Below are 17,321 nucleotides of genomic sequence, written 5' to 3'. Positions count from 1 at the left end.
AACCCGCTCCCACAGGTACAGCACAGGCATCACGACCGGTGCGATTCCTGTGGGAGCGGGTTTACCCGCGAAGGGGCCAGCACCAGCGAACCCCCATGAAAAAGCCGACCCTGAGGTCGGCTTTTTTGTGCAGCTCAGGCCACTATCCGGCCCGGCGCAACAACCACACACCGGCCAGCGCACAGATGCCCGCCGGGATCACCACCGCCAGCAGCGGCGGGAAGCCGAACACCTGGCTCGAAGGCCCCAGCAGGTCCTGGGCGATGCGGAACACGAAGCCCACCAGTACACCGGTGAACACCCGCTGGCCAAGGGTTACCGAACGCAGCGGGCCGAAGATGAAGGAAATGGCCATCAGCACCAGCGCCGCGGTCACCATCGGCTGCAATACCTTGGTCCAGAACGCCAGCCAGTAACGGGCATTGTTCAGGCCCTGGTCGGACAGGTAGTGGATGTAGTCCCACAGCCCGGTAATGGACAGCGACTCCGGTGCCAGGATCACGGTGTTGAGCAGTTGCGGCGTGAGCGAAACGTCCCAGCGCTCCTGCGGCGCGGTCACTACTTCGGTGTGGTCGCCACGGAAGAATGTGGTGCGCACATCGCTGAGCATCCAGTGGTCGTCCTGGTACTGTGCACGGCGGGCGAAGCTCGAGGTGACAATCTTGCGCTCGCTGTCGAAACGGTAACGGGTCACACCCAGCAGCAGGCCGTTAGGCTGCACGGCGTTGATGTGCACGTACTCCTCGCCCTGGCGGTGCCACATGCCGCGCTTGGAACTTTGCGCATCACCACCACCCTGGGCCAGGGAACGGTCGGCCTGGGCCTTGTTCTCGGTCACCGGCGCCACGTACTCGCCGATCAACAAGCCGACCAGCATCAGCACCAGCATCGGCTTCATCACCGCCCAGACGATGCGCCCGATGGAAACCCCGGCAGCACGCATGATGGTCAGTTCGCTGCTGCTGGCCAGGCTGCCCAGGCCGATCAGGCAGCCGATCAGGGCGGCCATCGGCAGCATTTCGTACAGGCGCCGTGGTGCGGTCAGCAAGACGAAGTTGCCCGCCTCCATCACCGTGTAGGTGTCACTCAGGTCGCTCATCTCGTCGATGAAGGCAAACAGCGAAGCCAGGCCGAGGATGATCCCCAGCACGGCAAGGATGGCCAGCAGCACGCTCTGGCCGATATAGCGGTCGAGCTTACCCATGGGCCACCTCCGCACGACGGGCGGCGCGCTTGAGGCGCAGCGGCTCCCAGTACATCAGGCCCAGGCCGATCAGCAGGAACAGGCCGTGGACCCACCACATGCCCAGGGCGATCGGCAGTTTGCCCTTCTCGAGGGCGCCGCGTACGGAAATCAGCATTGTCAGGTAAGCCATGTACAGAAGAATTGCCGGCAGCAGCTTGAGGAAGCGGCCCTGGCGCGGGTTGACCCGGGACAGCGGCACCGCCAGCATGGTGACGATGAACACCAGGATCGGCAGCGACAACCGCCATTGCAGCTCGGCGCGCTCGCGCAGGCCCTTCTTGCCGATCAGCTCGGAAGTGGGGATGGCTTCGCGGTCGGTCACTTCCTCGGCGACTTCCGGCTTGGGCAGCAGCACGCCGTAGGTGTCGTACTTGATCGCACGGTAATCGGCCTGGCCCGGGTTGCCGTCGTAACGGTAACCGTTTTCCAGCACCAGGTAGCGGTTGCCATCGGCCTGGATTTCCTGGTGGCCTTTTTCGGCAACCAGCACCGACGGGGCGCGGTCCTTGGTCTTGTCCTGGTTGAAGCGCTTCTCGGAAATGAACACCCCGGCCAGGTTGATGCGGTCATCCGACAGCTCTTCGGTGTAGGTCACCCGCGAGCCGTCGCGCAGGGTCTGGAAGCGGCCCGGCACCAGGGTGTCGAACTCGGTCAGGGCGTCCTGCTGGGCGATGATCTGCTGCACCTGGGCCACCCCCAGCGGCGCCAGGCTCAGGCTCAGCCAGGCCACCAGCAGGGCGACCAGGGCGGCCGGCGCCATGGTCAGGCCCAGCAGGCGCTGCTGGCTCATGCCGGTGGCCGACAGCACGGTCATCTCGCTTTCCAGGTACAGGCGCCCGTACGCCAGGAGAATGCCGAGGAACAGCCCCAACGGCAGGATCAACTGCAGGAAGCCCGGCAGACGGAAGCCCATGATCAGGAACAGCACGCTCGGGTCGAGCACACCCTGGGCAGCCTGGGCCAGGTACTTGATGAAGCGCCCGCTCATGATGATCACCAGCAGCACGGCGCTGACGGCGCTCAAGGTCACCAGGACCTCGCGGGACAGATAACGAAAGACGATCAAACCAGACACTCCTGGGTTGTCAGGGCGGACTGCCAATCAATGGCGCCAGACAATGACTTAGTACAGCCAAGACCAATGCCGGTTCGCCAAAGGCGAACCTCCATGTAAAGTGCGCGCATTATCCTGTGATTGACCGCCCCTGTCACTTCGCCGCGCATGAAGGCGCACAACGGGGTTGTCAGCACGCTTGCCGCAGGCTCAAACTGGCAGCTTTTCCGCTGGCGCGCGACTACGCGGCCAGGCCTGTCCAGAGCGCTGGAATACACAGCGCCGACTGTATCGATCATTCGGGGATCCTGACATGGAACTGGTTGTAAAAAGCGTAGCTGCTGCATCCGTAAAAACCGCCACCCTGGTCCTCCCGGTAGGTGAAAACCGCAAGCTCGGCAGCGTGGCCAAGGCCGTCGACCAGGCCAGCGAAGGTGCCATCAGTGCCGTGCTCAAGCGTGGCGACCTGGCCGGCAAGCCCGGCCAGACCCTGCTCCTGCAGAACCTCGCGGGCCTGAAGGCCGAGCGCGTGCTGCTGGTGGGCAGCGGCAAGGACGAAGCCCTGGGCGACCGCGCCTGGCGCAAACTGGTCGCCAGCGTCGCCGGCGTGCTCAAAGGCTTGAACGGCACCGACGCCGTGCTGGCCCTGGACGACATCGCGGTCAGCAACCGCGACGCCCACTACGGCAAGTACCGCCTGCTGGCCGAAACCCTGCTCGACGGCGAATACGTGTTCGACCGCTTCAAGAGCCAGAAGGCCGAGCCGCGCGCGCTGAAAAAGATCACCCTGCTGGCCGACAAGGCCGGCCAGGCCGAGGTCGAACGTGCCGTCAAGCATGCCAGCGCCATCGCCACCGGCATGGCCTTCACCCGCGACCTGGGCAACCTGCCGCCTAACCTGTGCCACCCTAGCTTCCTGGCCGAACAGGCCAAGGACCTGGGCAAGGCGCACAAGGCGCTGAAAGTCGAAGTACTGGACGAAAAGAAGATCAAGGACCTGGGCATGGGCGCGTTCTACGCCGTCGGCCAGGGCAGCGACCAGCCACCACGCCTGATCGTGCTCAACTACCAGGGCGGCAAGAAGGCGGACAAGCCGTTCGTGCTGGTGGGCAAGGGCATTACCTTCGACACCGGCGGCATCAGCCTCAAGCCTGGCGCCGGCATGGACGAAATGAAATACGACATGTGCGGTGCCGCCAGCGTGCTCGGCACCCTGCGTGCGGTGCTCGAGCTGCAGCTGCCGGTCAACCTGGTGTGCCTGCTGGCCTGCGCCGAGAACATGCCGAGCGGCGGCGCCACCCGCCCGGGTGACATCGTCACCACCATGAGCGGGCAGACCGTGGAAATCCTCAACACCGACGCCGAAGGCCGCCTGGTGCTGTGCGACACCCTGACCTACGCCGAGCGCTTCAAGCCGCAGGCAGTCATCGACATCGCCACCCTGACCGGTGCCTGCATCGTCGCCCTGGGCAGCCACACCACCGGCCTGATGGGCAACAACGACGACCTGGTCGGCCAGTTGCTCGACGCCGGCAAGCGCGCCGACGACCGTGCCTGGCAGCTGCCGCTGTTCGATGAGTACCAGGAGCAACTGGACAGCCCGTTCGCCGACATGGGCAACATCGGCGGGCCGAAGGCCGGCACCATCACCGCCGGCTGCTTCCTGTCGCGCTTTGCCAAGGCCTACGACTGGGCGCACATGGACATCGCCGGCACCGCCTGGGTCAGCGGTGGCAAGGACAAGGGCGCCACTGGCCGCCCTGTGCCCCTGCTGACCCAGTACCTGCTGGACCGCGCCGGCGCCTGACGCCATGAAGCCGGTGGCGCCCCGCGCCACCGGCCGGCGATACCATCATGAGCAAAGTAGATTTCTACATCCTGCCAACCGACTCACTGTCGGCGCGGCTCGATTTCGCCTGCAAGCTGTGCGAAAAGGCCTGGCGCCTCGGCCACCGGGTCTACCTGCACTGCCAGGACGCCGAGCAGCGCAGCGAGCTGGATCAACGCCTGTGGCGCTTCAAGGGCGAGGCCTTCGTGCCCCACGATCTCGCGGAAATGCATGCCGATGCCAGCGTGGCACTGGGCCTGGCGGCCGACAGTGCGGGCGACCACCACGACCTGTTGATCAACCTGGGCGCGGGCGTACCGGGCTTTGTCGGCCAGTTCGAGCGGGTGGCCGAAATCGTCATTGAAGAGCCTGGCATCCGCCAATCGGCCCGTGAACGATTCCGTTTCTACCGTGAACAGGGCTATGCTCTGCAAGACCACCGCTTACAGCGACTTTGACGACGATGGACAAGCCCTCCCCCCTGCCCGACTCCGCCCATCTGCTCGATGACCTCGAGTCGATACGCCAGCTGCTTGGCGACGCCGACCTGCAACCACCGCTGCTGACCGAGACGGTGGAGCAGATCCCGTTGCTGCTTGAAGAAGCGCCCGGCAACCACGCGCCAGCGGCCGAGCCGGTAGCTGCCGAGCCCGAAGATGACCCGCAGACCCGCCGCCAGGACACCCTGCTGCACCTGGAAAGCGAGCTGCGCGCGGCGGCGCAAATGATCATGCAGGATGTGATCAATGACTTTACCCCGCATATCGAGAACGAGATCAAGCGCCGGCTGGATGCGCGGATCGAGCGGTTGATCAAGCGTTCGGAGTAAGCCTGAAAATTCGGCGGCGCCTGCTTCGCGGGTAAACCCGCTCCCACAGGGATCGCAGGAGCCCTAAGACTTGTGAGGTCTCTGTGGGAGCGGGTTTACCCGCGAAGAGGCCATGCCTGCCCTGCCAGATAGCAGCAGCTTGTCGCCTGCGGCCCCCAGCTTGGTTATACTTCCCGGCTTTCCCGAATAAATGCACAGGGTCCCGCCGCGCATGGATAAGACCTACCAGCCGCACGCTATCGAAACTTCCTGGTACAACACCTGGGAGTCCGAGAACTATTTCGCCCCACAAGGTGCAGGCGAGTCCTACACCATCATGATCCCGCCGCCGAACGTCACCGGCAGCCTGCACATGGGCCACGGGTTCAACAACGCGATCATGGACGCCCTGATCCGTTTCCGCCGCATGCAAGGCCGCGACACCCTGTGGCAGCCTGGCACCGACCACGCCGGTATCGCCACCCAGATGCTGGTCGAGCGCCAGCTCGAGGCCAAGGGCCAGAACCGGCATGACCTGGGCCGCGAAAAGTTCCTGGAAAAGGTCTGGGAGTGGAAGGACCAGTCCGGTGGCAACATCAGTCGTCAGATCCGCCGCCTGGGCTCGTCGGTCGACTGGAGCCGCGAGCGCTTCACCATGGACGACGGCCTGTCCGAAGCGGTCAAGGAAGCCTTCGTGCGCCTGCATGAAGACGGCCTGATCTACCGCGGCAAGCGCCTGGTCAACTGGGACACCAAGCTGCACACGGCCATCTCCGACCTCGAAGTGGAAAACCACGACGAGAAGGGCCACCTGTGGAACCTGCGCTACCCACTGGCCGACGGCGCCAAGACCGCCGAAGGCAAGGACTACCTGGTCGTCGCCACTACCCGTCCGGAAACCTTGCTGGGTGACGCCGCCGTGGCGGTCAACCCGAACGACGAGCGCTACCAGGCACTGATCGGCAAGTTCGTCGAACTGCCGCTGGTCGGCCGCCGTATCCCGATCATCGCCGACGACTACTGCGACCCCGAGTTCGGTACCGGCTGCGTGAAGATCACCCCGGCCCACGACTTCAACGACTACGAAGTCGGCAAACGCCACAACCTGCCGCTGCTGAACATCTTCGACAAGAACGCCTTCGTGCTCGCCAGCGCGCAGGCCTTCAACCTCGACGGCAGCGTCAACGAGCAGGTGGACACCCGCCTGCCGGCCCAGTACGCCAACCTCGACCGCTTCGTCGCGCGCAAGCAGATCGTCGCCGACCTGGATGCCCAGGGCCTGCTGGTGAGCATCGACGACCATGCCCTGAAAGTACCGAAAGGCGACCGTTCGGGCACCGTCATCGAGCCGTGGCTGACCGACCAGTGGTACGTTTCCACCAAGCCGCTGGCAGAACCTGCCATCGCCGCCGTGGAAGATGGCCGCATCCAGTTCGTGCCCAAGCAGTACGAGAACATGTACTTCTCCTGGATGCGTGACATCCAGGACTGGTGCATCAGCCGCCAGCTGTGGTGGGGCCACCGCATCCCGGCATGGTACGACGAGGCCGGCCAGGTCTATGTCGGCCGCAACGAGGAAGAAGTGCGCGCCAAGCACAACCTGGGCGCCGATGTGGTCCTGCGTCAGGACGACGACGTACTCGACACCTGGTTCAGTTCGGGCCTGTGGACCTTCTCCACCCTGGGCTGGCCGGAGCAGACCGAGTTCCTCAAGAAGTTCCACTCCACCGATGTGCTGGTGACCGGCTTCGACATCATCTTCTTCTGGGTTGCGCGCATGATCATGCTGACCATGCACCTGATCAAGAACGAGGATGGCACCCCGCAGGTACCGTTCAAGACCGTGTACGTGCACGGCCTGGTACGTGACGGCCAGGGCCAGAAGATGTCCAAGTCCAAGGGCAACGTGCTGGACCCGCTGGACATCGTCGACGGCATCACCCTCGACGCCCTGCTGGAAAAGCGCACCAGCGGCATGATGCAGCCCAAGCTTGCCGAGAAGATCGCCAAGCAGACCAAGGCCGAGTTCCCCGAAGGTATCGCCAGCTACGGCACCGACGCCCTGCGCTTCACCTTCTGCTCGCTGGCCTCCACCGGGCGCGACATCAAGTTCGACATGGGCCGCGTCGAAGGCTACCGCAACTTCTGCAACAAGATCTGGAACGCCGCCCGCTACGTGCTGGACAAGGGCGAGGACTGCGGCCAGAACGGCGAAGCCTACGAGCTGTCGCTGGCCGACCGCTGGATCATCTCGCAGCTGCAGCGTACCGAAGCCGAAGTGACCCGCCAGCTGGAGCAGTTCCGCTTCGACCTGGCCAGCCAGGCGCTGTACGAGTTCATCTGGAACCAGTACTGCGACTGGTACCTGGAGCTGTCCAAGCCGGTGCTGTGGGACGAGAACGCCCCGGTCGAGCGCGCCCGTGGCACCCGCCGCACCCTGGTGCGCGTGCTGGAAGTGGCGCTGCGCCTGGCGCACCCGTTCATGCCGTTCATCACCGAAGAAATCTGGCAGCGCATCGCGCCGCTGGCCGGCATCGAAGGCAAGACCATCATGCTGCAGCCGTGGCCGGTGGCCAATGAAAGCCGCATCGACGCCGCCGCCGAAGGCGACATCGAGTGGCTCAAGGAACTGATGGTCGGCCTGCGCAACATCCGCGCCGAAATGAACATTGGCCCGGGCAAGCCGCTGCCGCTGTTCCTGAAGAACGCCAACGCCGACGACCAGCGTCGCCTGCAGGAAAACGAAGCCCTGCTGAAGAAGCTGGCCAAGGTCGAATCGTTCACCGTACTGGGCGATGCCGACGAAGCGCCGCTGTCGGCCACCGCCCTGGTCGGTGACCTGCAAGTGCTGGTGCCAATGGCCGGCCTGATTGACAAGGATGCCGAGCTGGCGCGCCTGAACAAGGAAATCCAGCGCCTGCAGGGTGAAGTGGCACGCGTGGGTGGCAAGCTGTCCAACGCCGCCTTCGTCGACAAGGCACCGCCTGCCGTGATCGAAAAAGAGCGCGCCAAGCTGGCCGAGTCCGAACAGGCCCTGGCCAACTTCACCGAGCAGCATGCTCGGATTGCAGCGCTTTAATCACTAGAGAAAAAGCTGGGGCCGCTTTGCGGCCCTTTCGCGACACAAGGCCGCTCCTACAGGGACGGCGCCGGTCTGAAGGGCGCCGCAATCCTGTAGGAGCGGCCTTGTGTCGCGAAAGGGCTGCAAAGCAGCCCCAGGCTCTATCAGCCACCGCTCGTATAGGGCTGGACACTGCCATGACCCCGAACAAACCCACCCTGCACCCGCGCAACCGCCACCAGGGCCGCTACGACTTCCCCAGCCTGATCAAGGCCCACCCTGACCTGGCGCGCTTCACCATCACCAACCCCCACGGCAAGCCCAGCATCGACTTCGCCAACCCCGAAGCCGTACGGGTGTTCAACCGTGCCCTGCTCAAGGCCCAGTACGGCATCCAGCACTGGGATATACCTGCCGACTACCTGTGCCCGCCGATTCCCGGCCGTGCCGACTACATCCACGTGGCTGCCGACCTGCTGGCCGAGGACAATGCCGGCGAGATCCCCAAGGGCGCCCAGGTGCGTGCGCTGGACATCGGCGTGGGAGCCAACTGCATTTACCCGCTGCTGGGCCATAGCGATTATCGCTGGCGCTTCCTCGGCTCGGACATCGACCCCGTGGCCCTGGCTTCGGCCAAGGCCATCGTCCAGGCCAACGGCCTGGGCAAGGCCATCACCCTGCGCCAGCAGGCCAACCGTGCTCACATCCTCAGCGGCCTGCTGCAGGACGATGAACGCTTCGACCTGACTCTGTGCAACCCGCCCTTCCATGCCTCACGCGACGAAGCCACCCGTGGCAGCCAGCGCAAGTGGAAGAACCTGGGCAAGCAGGACCCCAGGCGCAAGCTGCCGGTGCTCAACTTCGGTGGCCAGAACAACGAACTGTGGTGCGAGGGCGGCGAGATCCGCTTTGTCACCCAATTGGTCGGTGAAAGCGTGCAGTACGCCGAGCGGGTACTGTGGTTCACCAGCCTGGTGTCCAAGGCCAGCAACCTGCCGGGGATCGAGGCCGCGCTCAGGAAAGCGGGCGCCAAGGCCGTGCGCATCAGCGAAATGGGCCAAGGGCAGAAGCAAAGCCGCATGGTCGCCTGGAGCTTCCACGACGATGCCGCGCGCCAGGCCTGGCACGCCGGGCGTAAAACCCAGGCATGAAAAAACCGCGCCCGGGCAAGCCGGGCGCGGTTTTGTCAAAGCTTCAACAATTACTTGTTGATGGCGTCGGTCAGCACTTTGGCTGGAACGAACTTGACGACTTTCTTGGCAGCGATTTCGATGGCAGCGCCAGTCGAAGGGTTGCGGCCGGTACGGGCAGGACGCTCGGTGACTTTCAGCTTGCCGATGCCTGGCAGAGTGATTTCAGCGCCGTTTTCCAGCTGATCGGCAACGATCTGGCCCAGTTGCTCCAGAGCGTTCTTGGCGGTGGCTTTTGGCGCGGCGATCGATTCGGCGATGTCGGCAATCAGTTGGTCTTTGGTCAATGCCATGGTGGTGTTCCTTCCCTATCAAATTCGATGGTTATGCAGCGAACTACGACGTTATCGGGCCAGCCCCTGTAAGTGGAGGGCCGCGCCAATCGCGTATGTAGATACGCAAATCGACGTTTGGTTCGACACGACGACAGCACGCTGCCAGCAATGCGCCACACAAGGGCGCAAGACCGCGCAAAGCTACCACAGGAACGGATAAATATCCGCTGCGCGCTTCGATTTAATGCAGGTTTTTCGGGGGTTTTAGCTTAAAACGCGCAAATTTGAACAAAAAACGAACAACCGGCATTTCTGCCAACATCCGGCCACTGCATCGCCTTGCGTCTGGGGTAAACTGGCCGACTTTTGCAGCTCGCCGAGAATCCCATGCCAATCCGTCATTGCATCGTTCACCTGATCGACAAAAAGCCCGATGGCAGCCCCGCCGTGCTGCATGCCCGCGATTCCGAACTGGCCGCCTCCGACGCCATCGAAAACCTGCTGGCCGACCTTAATGACAGCTACAACGCCAAGCAAGGCAAGGCCTGGGGCTTTTTTCACGGCGAGTCCGGTGCCTACCCGCTGAGCGGCTGGCTGAAGCAGTACCTGGACGAAGAAAAGGACTTTACCGCCTTCAGCCGCGTGGCCGTGGAGCACCTGCAGAAGCTGATGGAAGAGTCCAACCTGTCCACCGGCGGCCACATCCTGTTTGCCCACTACCAGCAAGGCATGACCGAATACCTGGCGATCGCCCTGCTGCACCACAGCGAAGGCGTGGCGGTGAACGCCGAGCTCGATGTGATGCCTTCGCGCCACCTGGACCTTGGCCAGTTGCATCTGGCGGCGCGCATCAACCTGTCGGAGTGGAAGAACAACCAGAACTCCAAACAGTACATTTCGTTCATCAAGGGCAAGAACGGCAAGAAGGTTTCGGACTACTTCCGCGACTTCATTGGCTGCCAGGAGGGCGTCGACGGCCCGGGGGAAACCCGCACCCTGCTCAAGGCCTTCAGTGACTTCGTCGAGAGCGAAGACCTGCCGGAAGAGTCCGCCCGCGAAAAAACCCAGACCCTGGTCGAGTACGCCACAACCCAGACCAAGCTGGGCGAGCCGGTCACGCTGGAAGAGCTGTCCAGCCTGATCGACGAGGACCGGCCCAAGGCGTTCTACGACCACATCCGCAACAAGGACTACGGCCTGTCGCCGGAAATCCCCGCAGACAAGCGCACCCTCAACCAGTTCCGCCGTTTCACCGGGCGTGCCGAGGGGTTGTCGATCAGCTTCGAAGCGCATCTGCTGGGGGACAAGGTCGAGTATGACGAAGAGGCAGGGACCTTGATCATCAAGGGCCTTCCGACCACCTTGGTGGATCAGTTGAAGCGGCGCAAGGACTGATGGCCCCGGGGCTGCTGGGCAGCCCATCGCCGGCAAGCCAGCTCCCACAGGTACTGCACAGGCCAGAGGTCCATGCAGTCGAAGTGGGAGCTGGCTTGCCACAGCGACGAACCGCGACGATGGGGTGCGAAGCGGCCCTAATTGGCAGCCAATACTGCGCCATAGGAAGCAACCAACGCCTCCTTCGCCGACTTGCGCAGCCGCTTCACCAGCCGCTCCTGGCGTAACGCCTCGCCCTTGTCCGGCCATTGCTCCACATACACCAGCGCCTGGGCCGGGCTGGTCTTGAAGTAACGCGCGCCCTGCCCTTTCTGGTGCGCCAGAAAGCGCCGCTGCGGGTCATCGCTGATGCCGCAATACAACGAACCATTGGCCGCCCTTACCAGGTAGACATACCAAGGTTTGCTGGCGGCGATCTGGACGGATTCACTCACCCTGGGCCTGCTGGTATGCGCGCAATCCTTTGAACGCCTGCTGGCGTACCTTGTTCTGCACCAGCGGCGACCAGCCCAGCAGCATGCCTGGCACGCCCAGCGCCTGCCGCGACCAGCGCCACAAGTCGAATTGGTCATCGTGCAGGCAGATCCGCCCGTCACGGATCACGAAACGCGCCTGGATATCGTTGACCACGATGCGGCCGGTCTGGCTGAACAGGTAGGTGGCCACCCAATGTGCGGCCCCGGTGCGTTCATCGGCGCGGACGTTGTCGAAGGTCAGGGTGAAGTCCTTGGCCCGGCTGGTGAGCATTCGCCACATGTCGCCTGCATCCTTGCCACGCAAGGTGCCGAAGACCGGGTCGCTGAAGACGATATCGTCGCTGTAGCAGGCGACCATGGCCTCGGCATCCAGGCGCTGGAAGGCCTGGTAGAAGCGGGTGATCAGGTCGCGGTTGGCGTCGCTCATGGGGGCTGGTCCGTCCTGGGGATGAAAGCAGCACGATAATCTGCCCCGGTTGGTTATGCCAGTACCGGCCCTTTCGCGGGTAAACCCGCTCCCACAGGTACCACACTGCTTCAAGATGTGTGCGATTCCCGTGGGAGCGGGTTTACCCGCGAAGAGGCCAGCACTGCTACCCCCCCCTTCAGACTTTCTCGCTGCTCACCTGCACATGCAACGCCCGCCCGGCCCCCAGGCCGAACACGATGGCACCCACCCCAAGCACGGCAAAAATCCACCCGACTGCCGACCAGCCACCGGTCAAGTCATGCACCAGCCCCACCGCAAGCGGCCCCATCGACGCCAGGGTATAACCCACCCCCTGCGCCATGCTCGACAGGTTCGCAGCGACATGGGCATCTTTCGAGCGCAGCACGATCAAGGTAAGCGCCAGGGCAAAGGTACCGCCCTGCCCCAGGCCCAGCACCACCGCCCAGCCCCACAGCCCGGAAAGCGGCGCATACAGGCAACCGAACAGGCCAGCCAGGGTAATCAGCATGACCAGCACGATCGCCAGGCGCTGGTCCTTGCCGCGAGTGGCCAGCCAGGGCGCACTGAGCGAACTGACCAGTTGCACGATCACCGACCCCGACAGCACCAGCCCCGCCTCGGTCGGGCTCAGGCCGCGGCCGATCAGGATCGATGGCAACCAACCAAAGACTATATAAGCCAGTGACGACTGCAGGCCCATGTACAGGGTCACCTGCCAGGCCAGCGGATCACGCCACAGCCCACGCACGCGATAGGCCACCTTGTGCAGGCCATGCCCCTGGCGGGCCTGCGGCAGCCATACCAGCATGGCCAGCAGGGCCGGCACTGCCCAGAAGCCCAGCCCCAGCGCCCAGCTGCCGTCGAAATGCTGCGCCAGCGGGACGGTCGCCCCCGCCGCCATCGCCGCCCCCAGGCACAGCGCCATGGTATAGACACCGGTCAGTGTGCCGGCGTGCTGCGGGAAGTCGCGCTTGACGATACCCGGCAACAGCACGCCAATGATGCCGATGCTGGCCCCCGCGATGAGGCTGCCGAGGAACACCCCGGTAGCCCCTAGGCTACTGCGCACGACGATGCCAAGCGCCAGGGTGGCGAGGATGCCGAGAATCACCCGCTCGCTGCCAAAACGCCGCGCCAGCACCGGCGCCAACGGGGCGAACAGGCCCAGGCATAGCACTGGCAAGGTAGTCAACAAACCGGCCTGCGAGGCATTCAGCCCCAAGCCTTCGGACACCAGGCCCAGCACCGGCGCCATGCTCGACAATGCCGGGCGCAGGTTCAATGCCACCAGCACCAGGCCCAGCAACAACAGCCAAGGCCGCTGCAGTAGTACCGGCTGCTGTTGGACCTGCTCGTCGTCAGCCTCGGCGTCGATCAGCAACTCATCGAGGTCCCGCTCGCTCGGCGGGGTGTTACGGGTGATGGAATCAGCCATGGCTTTCTCGGAGTCAGGATTCGATAAGAGTACGGCTCAGGCGCTTGGCCTGCTCCGCATCGCGTTGCTCGATGGCGGCAAGGATTTGCCCATGCAGGTCGAACGTGGCCTGGCAGCGCGGCACGGTCGCCATGTTGTGCTGCAGCGCGGCCGCCACCACCCCGGAAAAGTACCGGTACAGCTCGCTCAAGGCTGGGTTATGGGCAGCATCGACCAGCCGCTGGTGAAACACCAGGTCGCAGGCCACGTAGGCATCGATATCACCGTGAAAATGCCCGGCACTGTTGGCCAGGGCATCACGCAGTGCCTGCAGGTCGGCATCGGTTCGGCGCAATGCAGCCAGGCCGATGGCCTCGGCTTCGAGGATGTGCCGGGTTTCACGGGCCTGCTCGGGCGTACAGCGCGACATCGCCTGCACCGCCTGTAGTGGGTCCTGGGCTGTGCGCAGGTAGCTGCCGTCGCCCTGGCGAACTTCCACCAGGCCACTGAACGCAAGCACGCGCATGGCCTCACGCACCGTGTTGCGACTGATGCCCAGTTGCAGGGCCAGTTCCGGCTCGGTCGGCAGGCGCTGACCGACTTGCCAGTCGCCAAGCATGATCCGTTCGCGCATGCGCTCGACGGCCAGCTCGACCAGTGAACGCTTGTTCAATTCGGTGCTCACGTAACTCAACCAATCATCCGATGAATTAGCTTAGCTTACTAGCGAGCAAGGGGTTTGTCATTGCGCTGCCTGTACTGACGCAATCGCCGGCAAGCCCGCTCCCACATTGACCGCACCGACCTCAAGCCATGTGCAGTACCTGTGGGAGCTGGCTTGCCGGCGATGAGGCCAGCACAGTCAGTAAAGAAAGTTGCTTCTCCAGGGCCTGTTTACCCCGTGGAAGCGGCGACGATACCGTCAGTTCAACGCATCGATCAACGCCTGGTTCATCTCTGGCGTGCCAATGGTGATGCGCAGGAACTGGGCAATGCGCGGCAGCTTGAAGTGGCGCACGATCACGCCCTGCTCGCGCAGGCGTGCAGCCAGCTCACCGGCGTCTTTTTGCGGATGGCGGGCGAAGATGAAGTTGGCCGCCGACGGCAGCACTTCGAAGCCCTTGCCCTGCAGCTGCCCGACCAAAACCTCGCGGCTGTCGATCACCTTGCGGCAGGTTTCCTCGAAGTACTCGCGGTCCTCGAACGCCGCCGCCGCGCCAACAATCGCCGCACGGTCCAGCGGGTAGGAGTTGAAGCTGTTCTTGATCCGCTCCAGCGCCTCGATCAGGTCCGGGTGGCCCACCGCCAGGCCAACCCGCAGCCCGGCCAACGAGCGCGACTTGGACAGGGTCTGGGTAACCAGCAGGTTGTCGTAGCGGCCCACCAGGCTGATCGCCGTTTCACCACCGAAGTCGATGTAGGCTTCATCGACCACCACCACCGAATCACGGTTGGCCTGAAGCAACTGCTCCACCGCCTGCAGCGGCATCAGGCAGCCGGTCGGCGCGTTGGGGTTGGGGAAGATGATGCCGGCGTTGGGCTTGTTGTAGTCCTCGATGCGGATCTGGAACTGTTGGTCCAGCGCCACCTGCTCGAACGCGATACCGTACAGGCCGCAGTACACCGGGTAGAAGCTGTAGCTGATGTCCGGGAACAGCAGCGGCGCGTCGTGCTGGAACAGGCCGTGGAAGATGTGCGCCAGTACCTCGTCCGAGCCGTTGCCGACGAACACTTGTGCCGGGGTTACGCCGTAGTACTCGGCCACTGCCTGCTTCAGCCGGTCACCATTCGGGTCCGGGTACAGGCGCAGATTGTCGTTCAGCTCGCCGCGCATGGCTTCCAGCGCCTTGGGCGACGGGCCGTAGGGGTTTTCGTTGGTGTTCAGCTTGACCAGGCGGGCCAGCTTGGGCTGCTCGCCCGGCACGTAAGGCACCAGGTCCTTGACGAAGGGGCTCCAGAATCGACTCATGTTCAGTTCCCCTTCTCTTGGGTCAGGATGCGGTATTCAGCGCTGCGGGCGTGTGCGGTCAGCGACTCGCCACGGGCCAGGACCGAGGCGGTGTGGCCCAGCTCGGACGCCCCCTGCTCGGAGCAGAAAATGATCGACGAACGCTTCTGGAAGTCATACACCCCCAGTGGCGACGAGAAACGCGCGGTACCAGAGGTCGGCAGCACGTGGTTGGGCCCTGCGCAGTAGTCGCCCAGCGCTTCGCTGGTGTGGCGGCCCATGAAGATTGCGCCAGCGTGGCGGATGTGCGGCAGCCAGGCCTGCGGCTCGGCCACCGACAGCTCCAGGTGCTCCGGTGCAATGCGGTTGGCCACTTCAATGGCCTGCTGCATGTCACGCACCTGGATCAGCGCGCCACGGCCATTGATCGACTTCTCGATGATCTCGGCACGTTCCATGGTCGGCAGCAGCTTGTCGATGCTGGCGGCAACGCGGTCGAGGAAGGCGGCGTCCGGGCTGACCAGGATGGCCTGGGCATCTTCGTCGTGCTCTGCCTGGGAGAACAGGTCCATGGCGATCCAGTCCGGATCGGTCTGGCCGTCGCACACCACGAGGATTTCCGACGGGCCGGCGATCATGTCGATACCCACCTGGCCGAACACGTGGCGCTTGGCGGTGGCGACGTAGATGTTGCCCGGGCCGACGATCTTGTCCACCTGCGGCACGCTTTCGGTACCGTAGGCCAGCGCGGCGACAGCCTGGGCGCCACCGACGGTGAACACCCGGTCGACACCGGCGATGCAGGCAGCCGCCAGCACCAGCTCGTTGATCTCGCCACGCGGGGTCGGCACAACCATTACCACTTCGGCCACGCCGGCAACCTTGGCCGGGATGGCGTTCATCAGTACCGACGACGGGTATGACGCCTTGCCACCCGGCACATACAGGCCGGCGCGGTCCAGCGGGGTGACCTTCTGGCCCAGCACGGTGCCGTCGGCCTCGGTGTACTGCCAGGAGTCCTGTTTCTGCCGCTCGTGATACATGCGCACACGGTTGGCAGCCTTTTCCAGGGCTTCGCGCTGGACCGGGGTAATGCGGGTCAGGGCCAGTTCCAGGCGCTCGCGACCGAGAATCAGGTCGTCGATCGATTTGGCGTCGACACCATCGAAACGCTGGGTGAACTCCACCAATGCGGCATCGCCACGCTCGCGCACGGCCTTGATGATGTCGAGCACCCGCTGGTTGACCGCGTCATCGGACACACTTTCCCAGCTCAGCAGATGATCCAGATGTCGGGCGAAATCCGGATCAGCAGCGTTGAGACGGGCAATTGCAGTGGACACGGTCATGGCGAGGGCCTCGATTAATGGCGAATGCTCAGGCGCCCTAGGCTACCAGTCCATCCGCGCGGGCACCCGAGAAAAATGGCTATGACGCGGATAGACGGGCGCGACAGCGAAGGTCGCGCACAGAAGGTAGTGAGTCAGCCGCGGTGTCGCGATTCGACCGCTCCGCGCAGCGTGTCGATCAGGCTCTGGATACGGGCGTGCTGCATTTTCATGGAGGCCTTGTTGACCACCAGGCGCGAGCTGATCGTGGCGATCAGTTCCTGGGGCTCCAGGCCGTTGGCACGCAGGGTGTTGCCGGTGTCGACAACGTCGATGATCTTGTCGGCGAGGTTGATCAGCGGTGCCAGCTCCATCGAGCCATACAGCTTGATGATGTCGACCTGGCGGCCCTGTTCGGCGTAGTAGCGCTTGGCTACGTTGACGAACTTGGTAGCCACGCGCAGACGGCCCTTGGGCTCGGGTGCGCCGACTACGCCAGCGGTCATCAGCTTGCAACGGGCAATCTGCAGGTCCAGGGGCTCGTATAGGCCCTGGCCGCCGTACTCCATCAGCACATCCTTGCCGGCCACACCCAGGTCGGCGGCACCATGCTCGACATAGGTCGGCACGTCGGTGGCACGCACGATCAGCAGGCGCACATCGTCCTGCGTGGTGGGGATGATCAGTTTGCGGCTCTTGTCCGGGTTCTCGGTCGGCACGATACCGGCCTCGGCCAGCAACGGCAGGGTATCGTCGAGAATACGGCCTTTGGAAAGCGCGATGGTCAACATTGGAACGTCGGTCCTTAAGCGGCTACTGCCGGCCGGGCGTCGAGCCCGACCGCATT

General features: G+C 64.0%; 16 protein-coding genes. 6 read left to right on the top strand and 10 right to left on the bottom strand.

The window, feature by feature from the left end:
* Nucleotides 1-142 precede the first annotated feature (142 nt).
* Together lptG and lptF are read right to left on the bottom strand one after the other, a co-directional pair.
* Nucleotides 143-1,204, bottom strand: a complete 1,062-nt coding sequence (lptG, locus tag R9B85_RS17525; protein WP_025337842.1) for an LPS export ABC transporter permease LptG — start codon at nucleotides 1,202-1,204, stop codon at nucleotides 143-145.
* Nucleotides 1,197-2,312 carry an LPS export ABC transporter permease LptF gene (gene lptF / locus R9B85_RS17520; protein WP_015269075.1) on the bottom strand — a complete coding sequence of 372 codons (1,116 nt, stop codon included), beginning with the start codon at nucleotides 2,310-2,312 and terminating at the stop codon, nucleotides 1,197-1,199. Before lptF ends, lptG begins: the two co-directional genes overlap by 8 nt.
* 301 nt (nucleotides 2,313-2,613) lie before the next feature.
* Here lptF and R9B85_RS17515 point away from each other — a divergent pair, with 301 nt between their 5' ends.
* The 5 genes from R9B85_RS17515 (at nucleotide 2,614) to rlmF (ending at nucleotide 9,148) form a co-directional block, all read left to right on the top strand.
* The gene (locus R9B85_RS17515) at nucleotides 2,614-4,107 is read left to right on the top strand and encodes a leucyl aminopeptidase (RefSeq protein WP_112250806.1); all 1,494 of its coding nucleotides are present in this window, start codon (nucleotides 2,614-2,616) and stop codon (nucleotides 4,105-4,107) included.
* 47 nt (nucleotides 4,108-4,154) lie between these two features.
* On the top strand, nucleotides 4,155-4,586 hold the full coding sequence (locus R9B85_RS17510) for a DNA polymerase III subunit chi (RefSeq protein WP_326433637.1): 432 nt from the start codon (nucleotides 4,155-4,157) through the stop codon (nucleotides 4,584-4,586).
* Between the two features lie 5 nt (nucleotides 4,587-4,591).
* Nucleotides 4,592-4,957 carry a DNA polymerase III subunit chi gene (locus R9B85_RS17505; RefSeq protein WP_112250802.1) on the top strand — a complete coding sequence of 122 codons (366 nt, stop codon included), beginning with the start codon at nucleotides 4,592-4,594 and terminating at the stop codon, nucleotides 4,955-4,957.
* A 211-nt stretch (nucleotides 4,958-5,168) separates the two neighbouring features.
* Entirely contained in the window at nucleotides 5,169-8,015 is a 2,847-nt protein-coding gene (locus R9B85_RS17500; RefSeq protein ID WP_013971095.1) for a valine--tRNA ligase, read from the top strand.
* Between the two features lie 179 nt (nucleotides 8,016-8,194).
* Nucleotides 8,195-9,148, top strand: a complete 954-nt coding sequence (gene rlmF / locus R9B85_RS17495) for a 23S rRNA (adenine(1618)-N(6))-methyltransferase RlmF (protein WP_423770405.1) — start codon at nucleotides 8,195-8,197, stop codon at nucleotides 9,146-9,148.
* 50 nt (nucleotides 9,149-9,198) lie between these two features.
* On the opposite strand, the gene R9B85_RS17490 is transcribed toward rlmF, so the two are convergent.
* On the bottom strand, nucleotides 9,199-9,480 hold the full coding sequence (locus R9B85_RS17490) for an HU family DNA-binding protein (protein WP_112250800.1): 282 nt from the start codon (nucleotides 9,478-9,480) through the stop codon (nucleotides 9,199-9,201).
* A gap of 369 nt (nucleotides 9,481-9,849) precedes the next feature.
* Here R9B85_RS17490 and yejK point away from each other — a divergent pair, with 369 nt between their 5' ends.
* Complete coding sequence (gene yejK, locus R9B85_RS17485) at nucleotides 9,850-10,857, top strand: nucleoid-associated protein YejK (protein ID WP_085624016.1); 1,008 nt, start codon at nucleotides 9,850-9,852, stop codon at nucleotides 10,855-10,857.
* Between the two features lie 137 nt (nucleotides 10,858-10,994).
* Here the strand turns inward: yejK and R9B85_RS17480 are convergent, their stop codons facing one another.
* From R9B85_RS17480 to hisG, 7 genes are all read right to left on the bottom strand, one after another.
* Entirely contained in the window at nucleotides 10,995-11,291 is a 297-nt protein-coding gene (locus R9B85_RS17480; RefSeq protein WP_112250799.1) for a GIY-YIG nuclease family protein, read from the bottom strand.
* Nucleotides 11,284-11,760 carry a nuclear transport factor 2 family protein gene (locus tag R9B85_RS17475; RefSeq protein WP_112250798.1) on the bottom strand — a complete coding sequence of 159 codons (477 nt, stop codon included), beginning with the start codon at nucleotides 11,758-11,760 and terminating at the stop codon, nucleotides 11,284-11,286. Before R9B85_RS17475 ends, R9B85_RS17480 begins: the two co-directional genes overlap by 8 nt.
* Before the next feature lie 178 nt (nucleotides 11,761-11,938).
* On the bottom strand, nucleotides 11,939-13,219 hold the full coding sequence (locus R9B85_RS17470) for a CynX/NimT family MFS transporter (RefSeq protein ID WP_215520314.1): 1,281 nt from the start codon (nucleotides 13,217-13,219) through the stop codon (nucleotides 11,939-11,941).
* A 13-nt stretch (nucleotides 13,220-13,232) separates the two neighbouring features.
* The gene (locus R9B85_RS17465; RefSeq protein ID WP_423770404.1) at nucleotides 13,233-13,883 is read right to left on the bottom strand and encodes a FadR/GntR family transcriptional regulator; all 651 of its coding nucleotides are present in this window, start codon (nucleotides 13,881-13,883) and stop codon (nucleotides 13,233-13,235) included.
* A gap of 237 nt (nucleotides 13,884-14,120) precedes the next feature.
* Complete coding sequence (gene hisC / locus R9B85_RS17460) at nucleotides 14,121-15,167, bottom strand: histidinol-phosphate transaminase (RefSeq protein ID WP_423770403.1); 1,047 nt, start codon at nucleotides 15,165-15,167, stop codon at nucleotides 14,121-14,123.
* Nucleotides 15,168-15,169: 2 nt separating this feature from the next.
* The gene (gene hisD / locus R9B85_RS17455) at nucleotides 15,170-16,495 is read right to left on the bottom strand and encodes a histidinol dehydrogenase (protein WP_207877678.1); all 1,326 of its coding nucleotides are present in this window, start codon (nucleotides 16,493-16,495) and stop codon (nucleotides 15,170-15,172) included.
* A gap of 134 nt (nucleotides 16,496-16,629) precedes the next feature.
* Nucleotides 16,630-17,265: an ATP phosphoribosyltransferase gene (gene hisG / locus R9B85_RS17450; protein WP_003257924.1), complete on the bottom strand. Its 636-nt coding sequence runs from the start codon at nucleotides 17,263-17,265 to the stop codon at nucleotides 16,630-16,632.
* Nucleotides 17,266-17,321: the final 56 nt, after the last annotated feature.

The sequence above is a fragment of the Pseudomonas sp. NLJ1 genome (genome assembly GCF_049486705.1).
GTDB classification, from domain to species: Bacteria; Pseudomonadota; Gammaproteobacteria; order Pseudomonadales; family Pseudomonadaceae; genus Aquipseudomonas; species Aquipseudomonas inefficax.
The sequence above is the reverse complement of the archived record's forward strand: the minus strand, read 5'-3'. Positions and strand labels throughout refer to the sequence as shown.